At 67.5% G+C, this 12,608-nt stretch carries 9 protein-coding genes and 2 pseudogenes; 4 read left to right on the forward strand and 7 right to left on the reverse strand.

Annotation, left to right across the window (positions count from 1 at the left end; genetic code table 11):
* Positions 1-102 precede the first annotated feature (102 nt).
* The 4 genes from P7644_RS08840 to P7644_RS08855 all read right to left on the reverse strand — a co-directional run bounded on the left by P7644_RS08840 (position 103) and on the right by P7644_RS08855 (position 3,946).
* On the reverse strand, positions 103-1,116 hold the full coding sequence (locus tag P7644_RS08840) for a diaminopimelate dehydrogenase (protein ID WP_404302860.1): 1,014 nt from the start codon (positions 1,114-1,116) through the stop codon (positions 103-105).
* Between the two features lie 439 nt (positions 1,117-1,555).
* Positions 1,556-1,723: a hypothetical protein gene (locus tag P7644_RS08845; RefSeq protein WP_404302862.1), complete on the reverse strand. Its 168-nt coding sequence runs from the start codon at positions 1,721-1,723 to the stop codon at positions 1,556-1,558.
* A gap of 12 nt (positions 1,724-1,735) precedes the next feature.
* Entirely contained in the window at positions 1,736-2,500 is a 765-nt protein-coding gene (locus P7644_RS08850; protein ID WP_404302864.1) for an SDR family NAD(P)-dependent oxidoreductase, read from the reverse strand.
* Positions 2,501-2,518: 18 nt separating this feature from the next.
* A complete protein-coding gene (locus P7644_RS08855; protein ID WP_404302865.1) occupies positions 2,519-3,946 on the reverse strand; it encodes a coniferyl aldehyde dehydrogenase in 1,428 nt (475 codons plus the stop codon).
* A 110-nt stretch (positions 3,947-4,056) separates the two neighbouring features.
* Here P7644_RS08855 and P7644_RS08860 point away from each other — a divergent pair.
* From P7644_RS08860 to P7644_RS08875, 4 genes and pseudogenes are all read left to right on the forward strand, one after another.
* Positions 4,057-5,151 (forward strand): annotated as a pseudogene (locus P7644_RS08860) (spinster family MFS transporter); the annotation flags it as partial.
* A gap of 250 nt (positions 5,152-5,401) precedes the next feature.
* Entirely contained in the window at positions 5,402-6,286 is an 885-nt protein-coding gene (locus tag P7644_RS08865; protein ID WP_404302866.1) for an SDR family oxidoreductase, read from the forward strand.
* A gap of 58 nt (positions 6,287-6,344) precedes the next feature.
* On the forward strand, positions 6,345-7,445 hold the full coding sequence (locus tag P7644_RS08870) for a Rieske 2Fe-2S domain-containing protein (RefSeq protein WP_404302867.1): 1,101 nt from the start codon (positions 6,345-6,347) through the stop codon (positions 7,443-7,445).
* 173 nt (positions 7,446-7,618) lie between these two features.
* Positions 7,619-8,273, forward strand: a pseudogene (locus tag P7644_RS08875) (IS110 family transposase); the annotation flags it as partial.
* Between the two features lie 187 nt (positions 8,274-8,460).
* Here P7644_RS08875 and P7644_RS08880 read toward each other — a convergent pair.
* From P7644_RS08880 to P7644_RS08890, 3 genes are read right to left on the reverse strand one after another with little or no spacing between them, the layout of a single operon-like run.
* Entirely contained in the window at positions 8,461-9,765 is a 1,305-nt protein-coding gene (locus P7644_RS08880) for an MFS transporter (RefSeq protein ID WP_404302869.1), read from the reverse strand.
* The gene (locus tag P7644_RS08885) at positions 9,765-11,465 is read right to left on the reverse strand and encodes a class I adenylate-forming enzyme family protein (protein ID WP_404302871.1); all 1,701 of its coding nucleotides are present in this window, start codon (positions 11,463-11,465) and stop codon (positions 9,765-9,767) included. Before P7644_RS08885 ends, P7644_RS08880 begins: the two co-directional genes overlap by 1 nt.
* A gap of 5 nt (positions 11,466-11,470) precedes the next feature.
* Positions 11,471-12,595, reverse strand: coding sequence for an acyl-CoA dehydrogenase family protein (locus P7644_RS08890; protein WP_404302872.1), 1,125 nt, complete (start codon positions 12,593-12,595; stop codon positions 11,471-11,473).
* Positions 12,596-12,608: the final 13 nt, after the last annotated feature.

Below are 12,608 nucleotides of genomic sequence, written 5' to 3' on the forward strand. Positions count from 1 at the left end.
TTGCCACAGGAATGCCTGCGGGATGGGGTGTCTGAACTATAAAATAAATAGCTGCTAACGCATATTTGACGAGCGTTAGCGGCTATTTTTTATAAATGCTGATTACAGCAGCTGCTCACGCAGCGCGGCCGCGCTCTTGGGCGACAGCAGGCCCGGCGCCACGTCGAACACGGTCTTGCAGCCGAACTGCCCCGCCTGGCGCATGCGGTGTACGGCGCGCGCGTAGGCCACGAGCACGCTGGAGGTGAACTCGGGGTTGCTATCGAGCTGCAGGCGGTATTCGATGACCTGCTTGTTGGCGTCGGAGGTATTGCCGCTGCGGATCACGAAGCCGCCGTGCGGCATGGCGCCATGCTCGCGCGCCAGCTCCTCGGCCCCTATGAAGTGCACCGTGGTGTCGTATTCGTCGAAGTAGTGCGGCATGCTGACGATGGCCTGGCGCACGGCCTCGGCGTCGGCGCCGGCCTCCAGCACCACGAAGCATTCGCGCCGGTGCTTCTCGCGCGTGGACAGCTCGGGCCGCACGCCGCTGCGCACCTGGTCCACGGCCGCGTCGATGGGGATGGTGTACTGCACGCCGCCGGCCACGCCGGGCACGCGGCGCACGGCATCGGAATGCCCCTGGCTTAGGCCCTTGCCCCAGAAGGTGTAAGTGGCGCCGTCGGGCAGCAGGGCCTCGCCCAGCACGCGGTTGATGGAGAACATGCCGGGGTCCCAGCCGGCGGAGATCAGCGCCGTGGTCTGGCCGGCCTGCGCGGCGGCATCGACGCTGGCGAAATGCTCTGGAATGCGCGCATGGGTGTCAAAGCTGTCCACCAGGCTGAAATGCGCCGCCAGCTCGGGGCTTTGGCGCGGCAGGTCGTCCTTGGAGCCGCCGCACAGGACCAGCACGTCGATGGCGCCCTTGTGGCCCATGAGACTGTCCATGTGGTGCACGGCAACGCCCACGGTCAGGGGCTTGAGCTGCGCCGGGTCGCGGCGCGTGTAGATGCCGGCGATCACCATGTCCGGGTTCTTGGCGACGGCCGCCTCCACGCCGCGCCCCAGATTGCCATGGCCCACGATGGCGATGCGGATGGGGCGGGCCTGATGGCTGGTGTTGCTGTCGAGATGCATGTGCTGCTTACCTTTCGTCTTTTAAAAAAATAGCATCTTGCGCTTGTCATATAAGCGTCTGATGGGTATTTTGTTGATTTTTTGTGCCGCAGGATGCGCCTTGCGCGGGCCGGGCGGCTGACAATTGTCAGGCAATGGGCACCAAGGCCCTCCAGCCTCATTCGGGGAGGGCGCCTTTGCGGGCAAGATGTTCGACGCGGGCCTGCGCAAGCGGGACGCGCGGCCCGTGATTCAGGAGCAGGCCATGGCTGTCGGCGTGCTGCCGGTGGACATCACGCAGGAATTGGTGGGCTGCGGCACGCCCGTGATCCCGGCAGGCGACCGAGGTGCGTGCCAACGCTGCCGGGATGAGCAAACTACGATACACACTGCAACTACTGCACGGCGGGGCCTTGCGCACCCGCCAAATCGGCGCCGACCTGGGCGCCTCTAGACTCAGTTACCAGCGCAACTCGCCTACGCTCCAGCGCTCTGTCCTGGTTTGTTCGAGCTTGGCCGCTGGCGCCGCCGCCCCAGCTTCGTTGCGCCAGCAGTCGTACAGCCGCTCGCCCGTGGCACCAAGCCAGGAAACGAAGGTCAGCAAGGCGAGGATTTTGACCATCAACATGTCTCGCACTCCTTAAAAATTGGGCGCTTCCACGCCGCCATCGACACCCAGGATCTTTCCGGTGATCCAGCCCGCGGCGGGCGAGGCCAGGAACAGTGCTGCCGCGGCTATGTCCTCGGGCTGGCCCAGGCGCGCCAGCGGCGTGGTACTGACCATGCGCTCCTTGCGCTCGGGCGTCAGGAATGGAGCCAGTGCCTCGGTCATGATGGTGCCGGGCTCGATGGCGTTGACCCGCACCTGTGGCCCGAAATCCTGGGCCAGGTTGCGCGTGAGCTGGTTCAGCGCCGCCTTGGCCGCGCCGTAGACGCTGAAATGCTTTTGCGCATAGCGCGCCGCCACCGAGCTGATATTGACCACCGCGCCGCCGCCCGCCTCGCGCATGGCGGGCACGCATTTCTGCGTCATCAGATAGGCGGGGGCGACGTTCCACACCAGCGCGGCGCTGAATTCGGCGCCGCCCATCTTGAGCGGATGGTTGGGGCCCGTGCCCCCGGCGTTGTTGATGAGGATGGTGAGCCTGCCCAACTCGGCCACGGTGCGCGCCACCAGGGTGTCCATCGTGGCTTCATCGCTGATGTCGCCCGCCACCGTGATGGCGCGGCGGCCGAGGGCGGCGATCTCACGCGCGACGGCGTCCAGGTCAGCCTGGGTGCGCGCCGTCAGCGCTATGTCGGCGCCCGCCTGCGCGAGGGCAATGGCGCAGGCCTTGCCAATGCCTTTGCCGGCGCCGGTGACGACGGCCACCTGGCCTGCGAGAGAAAACAAGGGATGTGCCATAGGGGTCGATTCCATGGTTCAAGGGGTCAGCGCGCTGCGCAACATTTGCTCGAATGCGGGGGTGTAGGGCGGCAACATGCCCCATTCGCGGCGCGGGTCGTGCGTGCCTGCGCTGTACACCGAGCGCTGGTGGCTGAACTCCAGAAAACCTTCGCGCCCGTGGTAGTGGCCCATGCCCGAGGCACCCACGCCGCCAAAGGGCGCGTCGTGCAGTGCGGGGTGCATGGTCACGTCATTGACCGACACGCCGCCCGAGAGCGTGTGGTCCAGCACCCATTGCTGCTCGGCCGCGTCCTGGCCGAAGTAGTACAGCGCCAGCGGGCGCTCGCCCTGGTTGAGCGCCTCTACTGCCTCGGCCATGTGCTCGAAAGTGCGCAGCACCATGGCGGGGCCAAAAATCTCGTGCCGTGCGATTTCGCTCTCGGCGCTGGGGTTGACCACCAGGCGCAGCGGCATCTTGCGCCGGCCCGCCCCCTCGGCGCTGGGCCAGTCGCCCGCCATGGCCACGCGTGCGCCGCGTGCGCCGGCGTCGGCCACGTAGGACTCGACGCGGGCAAAGTGGTGGGGGTTGATGACCGGGGTGACGTCGGCATTGGTGGCCAGGTCGGGGTAGAGGCCGCCGTAGAACTCCTGCAGCGCGGCGATCAGGGCCTCGAGCTGTGTGCGGTGCACCCACACGGTGTCGGGCGCCACGCACAGCTGGCCCGAATTCAGGCTCTTGCCCACGGCGATGCGCTCGGCGGCGTTGCGGATGTCGGCGCTCCGGCCGATCAGCACGGGCGACTTGCCGCCCAGCTCCAGCGTCACCGGCACGAGGTTTCTGGCGGCGGCCTCCATGACCTTCCTGCCCACGGCGGTGGAGCCGGTGAACACCAGGTGGTTCCAGGGCTGGGCGGAAAAATCGGCGGCCACGGCGGCGTCGCCCGTGACCACGGCGACCACGGCGGGGTCCAGGCATGCGCGCACGGCGGCGGCCAGCACCTCGGCCGTGCGCGGTGCGACCTCCGAGGGTTTGAGCACCGCGCGGTTGCCCGCCGCCAGCGCGCTGGCCAGGGGCGAAAGCAGGGTAAACACTGGCGCATTCCAGGTGCCGATGATGCCGACCACCCCCTTGGGCTGGTAGCGCACCCAGGCGGTGGCGCCGAAGTTGTCGAACGGGGCGACTGATGGGCGCGCGTCGTCACCCATCCAGCCTGCGAGGTGGTCGCGTGCATGCTTGAGCGAGGCCAGCGAGCCGAGGATGTCGTTCATCAGGGAAAACACCGAGGGCCTGCCGCCAAAATCCTCGCCCATGGCGGCGCACAAGGCGTCCGTGTGCTTCAGCAGCATGTCGATCACGCCCTGCAGGCGCTGCTGGCGCACGCTGGCGGGCACGGGACCCTCCGCGCGGAAGGCGGCTTGCTGGGCGGCCAGGTACTGCGCGGCGGGGGAGGGGGCAGGGGTCATCGGGAATGTCTCCGTTTTCTGGTATGGGTGCCACGTTACCGTACAGGCTTTGCGGGCCCATCGTCCAAAAAGACGATGCCAGGAAAGGCACCTGTCCAGACCATTGCACCATGCCACCCACTACCACCCCTTCCGTGACCTGGCGCGCGCACCTGAGTTTGCTGCTGCTGGCCCTGGTCTATATCTTTTCCTTCATCGACCGGCAGGTCATCGCCGTGCTGATCGAGCCGATCAAGCATGAGTTTGGCGCCACCGATACGCAAATGGGCCTGCTCAGCGGCCTGGCCTTTGGCCTGCTGTATGCCGTGCTGGGCGTGCCGGTGGGCAAGCTTGCAGACAAATACAACCGGCGCAACATCATTGCCGTGTGCTGCGGCCTGTGGAGCTTGGCAACCCTGGCCTGCGGCGTGGCGGTGCAGTTCTGGCAGCTGCTGCTGGCGCGCATGTCGGTGGCCGTTGGCGAGGCCGGAGGCATGGCGCCGTCGATCTCGGTGGTGTCCGACCTCTACCCCAAGGAGCGCCGCTCGCTGGCCATCAGCCTGTTCATGATGGGGCCGCATTTCGGCGTGCTGATCGGCCTGGCCCTTGGTGCCTGGATCGCCCAGCACTACGGCTGGCGCCAGACCTTTGCGGCGTTTGGCATACCTGGCATGGTGTTGGCGCTGCTGGTGTGGTGGTGGGTGATCGAGCCCCGGCGCGGTGCGTTCGAGGCCCAGCCCGTGCAGGCCGCAGAGCCGGTGCGCGAGTCGCTGGCGCAGCAGGTGGGGCGCCTGTTGAAGATGACGGCATTTCGCCGCCTGGCGCTGGCTTGCGGTTTTGCGGGCCTGGCCGGCTACGGCTATGGGGTGTGGACACCGAGCTTTCTGGTGCGCACCCATGGCTTGACCCTGGCGCAGGCGGGCCTGCTGTTTGGCGTGGCCAGCGGCTTAGGTGCGGTGCTGGGCTCGCTGTTCGCGGGCTGGCTGTGCGACCGGATGGTGCGCCGCAGCGAGCGTTGGCAACTGGGCTTGCCGGCGCTGGGCATGCTGCTGGCCCTGCCATGCGCCCTGGGGTTCATTTTGTGGCCCGAGGGAGGGCATTGGATGCTGGGCAGCCTGCGCGTGCCGCACGCGATGGTGTTTGCACCGATCTTTGCCTTTTTTGCCAGCTGGTGGCCCGCGCTGTCGTACAGCGCCATCAGCCAGATGGTGGGCGCTTCCGAGCGCGCCGTGGCCGTGGCCCTGCTGAACTTCTTCATCACCTTGGTTGGCAGCGGCTTCGGCCCGCTGGTGACGGGGGTGCTCAGCGACCTGCTGCTGCCCAGCTTTGGCGATAGCGCCTTGCGCTGGGCCCTGGTGTGCCTGATGAGCCTGATGCTGCCCAGCGCCTTGTGGATGCTGGGGACCGTGCGGCCCTATATCGCGCGCCGCAAGTCCATGGCAGCGGCACAGCCTGTGGCTGCTTGAGCGGGGCGGCATGATGATCGACGCTACGACAAGTCCCGTGGTCCTGGTGACAGGTGCCAGCCGGGGCATAGGTGCGGCCACTGCGGTGGCCTTTGGCCGGGCAGGCTGGCGCGTAGCCATCACGGCGCGTACACAAACCGAGGGCCAGGCACTGGAGCACCAATTGCGCCGCCCCGATGGCGCCCTGCTCGGGGGCAGCCTGGCCACCACGGCACAGGCCGTGCAGGCCGCGGGGGCGCAGGTGTTTGCGCATGCCATGGATCTGATGGACAAGGCCTCGCTTGATCGCGCGCTGGACGCGGTGCTGGCGCACTACGGGCGCATTGATCTGCTCATCAACAACGCCGTCTACCAGGACCGCGAGATGAACGCGCTGCTGCTGGACCTGGAAGACGACATGCTGGAACGCACCCTGCAGGGCAATGTGCTGGCGCCGTTTCACCTCACGCGCCGCCTGCTGCCCCGGATGCTGGCGCAAGGCGGCGGGCAGGTCATCAACATGTGCTCTGGCGCCGGCCAGTACGACCCGCCGCTGCCCGCCGACCAGGGGGGCTGGGGCTTTGCCTACGGCGCGTCCAAGGCGGGGCTGATCCGCCTGGCAGGCTGCATCAACCGCGAGCTGGGCAAGCAGGGCCTGCGCGCCTACAGCGCCAACCCGGGTGTGGTCTCGACCGAAGCCGTCACCGCCACGCTGGGCGACGGCGGCATGCTGGCCCAGCGCTATGGCGCCGTGATGCCCGAGGCCATCGCCCAGTCCCTGCTGTGGCTGGCCACCGCCCCTGGGGCACCGGCCTATGCCAAGGGCAAGGGCATGCTGGAGCTGCAGCAGATCGCCCGTGAGCAGGGCTTTTCTCCGGCCGCTGCCACCGCTTCATCGTCCAAACAGGGGATGTGAAATGCCTCTTTGAGGTCGAAGATCACTCCACCATCCCATTCACAAGGAGACTGTTGATATGGCAACGACGAAAGACTACCGGCTGGGCGAATTCACCTTCCCGCGCGGCTGGTTCATGATCGCCGAGTCCACCGAGCTGGATACCTACAAGCCCCTGGCGGTGCGCTTTTTCGGCAAGGACTTTGCGCTGTACCGGGGCCGTACCTCGGGCCGCGTGATCCTGCTGGACGCCTATTGCCCGCACATGAAGACCCACCTGGCGGCGCCCAACACCACGAGCTATGTGGTGATCGACGGCCAGGGCACGAACATCGACGGCGACGGCCTGCGCTGCCCCTACCACGCCTGGCGCTTCGGCCCCGATGGCAAGTGCGACGACATCCCCTACCACCAGGGCGCCATCCCGGCATCGGCCTGCGTGAAGAGCTGGACCGTGGTCGAGAGCCTGGGTGCCGTCTGGGTCTGGCACGACCCCGAGGGGGGCGATCCCGAGTGGAACCACCCCAGCCTGCCCGTGTGGGAAGACCCCGCCTGGGTGCGCCCCAAGTGGGACCACCTGGGCATGCTGAACCAGCATCCGCAGGAAATCGTCGACAATATTTGTGACTACGGACACCTGAGCCCCATTCACGGTTCCACCGTCGAGCGCTATGAGAACGAGTTCCAGGGCATCCATGCCATCCAGCGCCAGTGTGGTGGCCACCGTACGCTGGTGACGGCGGACGGCGTCAGTCCCGACCTGCACACCGTCACCACCTACCACGGCCCAGGGCTGCTGATGTCGCACCTGACGGGCATGGAGGAGTCCTACATGCTGATTGCCCACACCCCGGTGGACGACGGCACGATCAAGGTTTGGCACGCGGTGGTGGTCAAGTCGCCCAGCGGCTCGGCCGTGGCCACCAAGACCGACCAGATTGCCGCAGCCCAGTTCCAGAACACCGTGCTGCTGTCCTTCCTGCAGGACATGGAGGTGTGGAACCACAAGGCGCCCTGCCTCAATGGCTTGTTCATCCCCAGCGATGGGCCCTTCATGAAGGCGCGCATCTGGTACAAGCAGTTCTACAACCCGCGTGCCAAGAAACAGGAATACCTTGACCAGTGCGAGGGTGTGTACATTCCCAAGGGCGCCACGGCGTATAGCCAGGCGGCTGTATGAGGTGAGTTTCCGTTAGTTCATTTCCAAGGTTTGACCGGCGCCGTCTGCCAAGACCGTGCCGGTTTAATGAGATGGTCACCCCCTTCAGGGCGGGGTCGAAGCGCACCATCTTTGATTCCGCTCACCCTGCAAGCCTAGGCTTGCAGGGTGTTTTTCCTTCAGCGCAGGCCATCATGGACACAGTGACGTTGGTCGGCATCGAGCTGGGCAAATATACCTTCCACCTGCACGGCCAGGATCGCAAGGGACTGCCGGTGTTCCGCAGAAAGCTCAGCCGCAAGCAGCTCGTCGAGTCCTTCGCCACGTTCCATCCCTGCACTGTCGCAATGGAGGCCTGTGCAGGAGCCCACTACTTGGCGCGCAAGCTCATCGCCATGGGCCACGAGGCCAAGCTGATCTCTCCGCAGCACGTGCGCCCCTTCGTCAAGTGCAACAAGAACGACTTCATCGACGCCGAGGCGATCTGCGAGGCTGCCTCGCGTCCCGCCATGCGCTTCGTGCCGCCCAAGACCGAGGCGCAGCAGACGTTCTCCATGCTGCACCGGATGCGCGAGTCCCTGGTGCACGACCGCACCAAGACGGCCAACCAGATGCACGGCTTCCTGCTGGAGTTCGGTATCAGCCTGCCCACCGGATTCGCCGTCATCAAGCGGCTGCCCGGCCGAGCACGAATTGCCGCCGCAACTGGTGGCGGCGCTCGAACGCCTGCACGCGCACTTCAAGTACCTCGATGCACAAATTGCCGAGGCGGAGAAGGAACTGGCCCACCAGGTTCACGAGGATGACTTGGGCCAGCGGCCGCCACTTCGCCGCCTCCCTGGGCAGGGACAACGGATCCCTGTGCACCCGGTCCTGGGCGTTGCGGCCCTGCCGCCCAGTGGGGAATGTTCGCGCCAGGCCTGGGGACGCTTCTCAGGGGGCCGCCGCGGGTTGCGGCGGGCCAGGTCAATCATTTTCCAGTTGCTTTCGCTCATACCGCAATGGCGCAATGGCGCAATGGCGCACAAGGCGCGAATCAATGGGTCTGTGGCGCCGCGGGCTTGCTGCACTGCTCGGCCATCGCGTTGCGCGCCTGGGGGTAGGCGGGCAGGGCGCGGCTGAAGGCCAGCCAGCCGGGCAGCAGCATGCCGACCATGGCCATCAACGCAAAGCGCAGGCCGTCGCCGGGCAGGCCCGTGTCGAGCCGGTCGCTGAGCCAGCCGGTGACGATGGGCCCCAGGCCGCTGCCCACCACCGAGCCCACCAGCATGATGGTGGCGTGGGCCGTGGCGCGCCGGTGCGGGGGCACGACAAAACTCAGCGCGGCATACACCGGCGCGGCCCACCAGACGACGAAAAAGGCATAGGCCACCAGCAAGGCCGTGGCAGCCCAGACGGCCCCTGCCGGCATGGCCAGGTACAGCAGGCCGCTGGGCAGGGCCAGCGCCACGCCCAGCAGGGGCACGCCCAGCTGCCAGCGCTGGTCGCGGTGGCAGAGCCGGTCGGTCAGGTTGCCGGACCAGAGCGCACCCAGGATGGAGGCCAGTGCGGCGGCGCCGGAGACCCAGCCTGCGTCTTGCAGCGACAGGCCATGGCGGCGGATCAGCAGCGCGTTGTTCCATGCGCCAAAGCCATAGCCGGCCAGCAGGGTGAAGGCCGAGCCCAGAATGAGCCAGCGCGTGACGGGGTTGCGCCACAGCTCACGCGTCGCACCGCGCCGCTGAGCGGATGCGCCGGCCGCCGCATGGTGGGTGCGTGCCGGCTCGGCCACCGAAAAGCGCAGCACCAGGGTGCACAGCAGCGCGCTGCCGCCGATCACCGCCATGGTCACGCGCCAGCCGAACTGCTGTGCCAGCCAGGAGCCCAGCACCAGGGCCAGCAGGGAGCCCACGCTGGCCCCGGTGCCCAGCACGCTGATGACGCGCGAGCGTTTCTCGGGCGGATACAGGTCGCTGAGCATGGAGACGGAGGCAGGTGCCCCGCCGGCATCGCTCAGCGCACTGCCCGCGCGCGAGGCGAGCAGGCTCCAGAAGCCCGCCGCCATTGCACCCGCAGCACCCAGCAGGGCGCCCACGCCGCGGCTCCAGACCAGCACCGTGCGGCGCTGGCCCCGGTCGGCGTGCTTGCCCAGCGGAATGCCCAGAAGCACGAAGGTGAGCGAAAAGCCCAGGCCGGTGATCAGGCCCACCTGCAGGTCGGTAAGGCCGAATTCGGCCTTCACCGGCTGCAGCAGCACGGCCAGGATCTGCCTATCCATGAACGCCAGTGCCGACAGCAGCGTCAGCAGCACCAGGGCGTAGCTGCGCTGCGAGGGCGTGGGGGAAGCAGAAAGGGGTGGCATCAACGGGGTTGGTATTCTTTTTTGAGCGTGTTCTTGAGCAGCTTGCCTGCCGGGTTGCGTGGCAGTGATTCGCTGCGCAGGTGGATGGTCTGGGGCACCTTGTAGGCCGCCAGGCGGCCGGCCACATGCTGACGCAACTCTTCGGGGCTGGCATTCGCACCCGCGCGCAGATGCACGACGGCCACCACGGCCTCGCCCGTTTGCTCGTCGGCCTGGGCAAACACCACCGCCTCCTCCACGGCGCCGTGCTGCATGAGGCAGGATTCGACCTCGGCGGCGGCGATCTTCTCGCCGTTGCGGTTGATCACGTCCTTGATGCGGTCAACGATGCGCAGAAAGCCGTCGCCATCGACCAGGCCCACGTCTCCGGTGCGAAACCAGCCCTCGCTCATCGCTGCCTGGGTGGCGCGGGGCTGGTTCCAGTAGCCTTCCATCACGGTCACGCCGCGCAGCCAGATTTCACCGTCCTGGCCTGTGGGCAGGGGGTCGCCGAACACATCGGCAATGCGCAGCTCCATCAGCGGCGAGAGCATGCCCGCGCATTGCGGGCGCAGGGCGAATAGCGTGCCCGAGGCGCCGGCGCCCACGCCGTTGGTTTCTGTCAGGCCAAAACCAATCCCCGAGAGGGAGTCGGGGCGCGCCTTGAGGGTGTCTTCGATCAGGCGCTGCGACAGGCCCGCGCCGCCAAAACCCAGGCCCATGAGCGTGCCGCTGACCTGCGGGTCGTGGAAGGCGGGCTGGTCCAAGAGCTGCTGCACCATGGAGGGCGCTCCGTTGAACTGGGTGATTTTTTCCCGCTGGATCAGCGCCATGGCCTGGGCGGGGTCCCAGCGGTGCATCAGCACCAGGCGGCGGCCGTGGCGCAGCGAGGCCAGCAGCTGCGCGTGCAGGCCGCTGACGTGAAACAGCGGCACCACGGTGAGTGTGGTGGGCGTGAGCCCGGCGGCCATGAGCTTTTGCACCGCCTGGGGCGAGGTCATGCCGGCGATGGCGCCGATGTAGTCGATGTTGTGCAGCGCCTGGCACACCGCGCGCTGGTTGGACAGCACGCCCTTGGCCTGAGCGGAGGCGCCGGAGGTGAACAGGATCAGGGCCGGGTCGGTGGCGGCAAGCCGCGGCGGCACCAGCGCCGGGCCGCCCGCGGCGGTGAGCCGCTCCCAGGCGACCGTGCCGCCGCCGCTGTCCACCACCGTGGTCTGGCAGCCATCGGGCAAGGCGTGCTGCGCCAGGCGGTCGAAGCGGTCCTGGTCGCACACCAGCCAGTGAGGCTCTATGTCCTGCAGGCTGGCGCTCAGCTCCTCGCCCAGGCCAAAGCTGTTGAGTGGCGCAGGAATCGCGCCCACCAGTGCCACGGCGGCAAAGGCCACGGCCCATTCGGGGCGGTTGCGCAGGGCAATGGCCACGCGCTCGCCCGGCTGCAGGCCGTGTTCCTGCTGCAGCCTTCCGGCCAGGGCATCGACGGCGGTGAAAAACCGCGCGAAGCTCCAGCGGTCATCCCCATACACCATGAATTCGCGTGCACCATGGGCGCGCCCGGCGTTGATGAGCTCGGGCAGGTTGCGCAACGCATTCTTGTAGGCGGGTACCTGCTGGCCCTGGTGCGTGACCATTTCCAGCTCAAACGGGGCACCGGGGGAGAGCAGTTGGGCGCGTGCCTGCGCGGCGCGCTGCACCAGTTCAATGGCATTCGGTGCGGTCATGACAGTCAAAATCCTTTCAGGCGGGCGTAGCGCTCGCGGTGGAACGGGGTGTCGCCCAGCGACTGTTGCAGCACGCGGGCGCGCTTCAGGAACAGGCCCAGGTCGAATTCGTCGGTCACGCCAATGCCGCCGTGCAGCTGCACTGCCTCGTTGAGCAGTCTCTCGCACAGGTCGTTGGCGCGCGCCTTCGCCAGGCTGGCGAGCAGCGGCAACTCGGGGCTGCACGCGTCGATGGCGGACAGGGCTGCACGCACGCAGCTGTCGAGCAGCTCCACCTCAGTGTAGAGCCGCGCCACGCGGTGCTGCAGCGCCTGGAATGAGCCGATGGCCACGTCGAACTGCACGCGCTCCTTCAGGTAGGCGACGGTACGCTCCAGCACCTCGCGCGCGATACCGTGGGCCTCGGCCGCCAGGCAGGCGCGGGCGCAGTCCAGTGCGCGCTCCAGCGCCGCAGCCGGGTCGGACAGCGCCAGGCGCGCGCCTGCATTCACCTGCACGGCCTGCAGCGTGATGCGGGCGTGGTTGCGGCTGTCGGCCAGGTGCAGGGGCTTGAGCGCCACGCCTTCTGCCTGGCTGTCGACCACGAACAGCGCGGGGGCGGCCTCGCCGGCCACCTGTGCGGCAATGATGAGCCAGCGTGCGCCCAGGCCATCGATGACAAACCACTTATCGCCGTCGATCCGCCAGCCGTCACCATGCTTTTCGGCGCGGGTGCGCAGCGCGGCCGACCGGTGCTGCTGCGATTCATCGAGTGCCAGTGCCAGGCGCTCGCCTCCGCGCGCCAGCAGCGGCAGCCACTGCGCCTGCTGTGCGGCGTCATCGACCTGCAGCAGCAGCTCGGCGGCCAGCACGCTGTGCGAGAGCAGTGGCAGGGCGGCCAGGTGGCGTCCCATGAGCTCAAAGATTGCGCCCAGGCCGGGGTAGCCCATGGCCAGGCCGCCGGCGTGCTCGGGTAGGGTGGCGGCGGGCCAGCCCAGCTCCGTCACCTGCTGCCACAGCGCTGGTGCAAAACCCAGCGGTGCGGCGTCATCACGCAACTGGCGCTGCAGCGTGACGGGGGATTGTTCGGATAAAAACGCCTGCGCGCTGTCGCGCAGCATGGTTTGTTCTTCGTTCAGCAAAAAGCCCATGGTGTTGTCTCCT

Origin of the sequence: Alicycliphilus denitrificans (assembly GCF_044792555.1) — a bacterium.
Taxonomy (GTDB): Bacteria; Pseudomonadota; Gammaproteobacteria; order Burkholderiales; family Burkholderiaceae_C; genus Alicycliphilus; species Alicycliphilus denitrificans_A.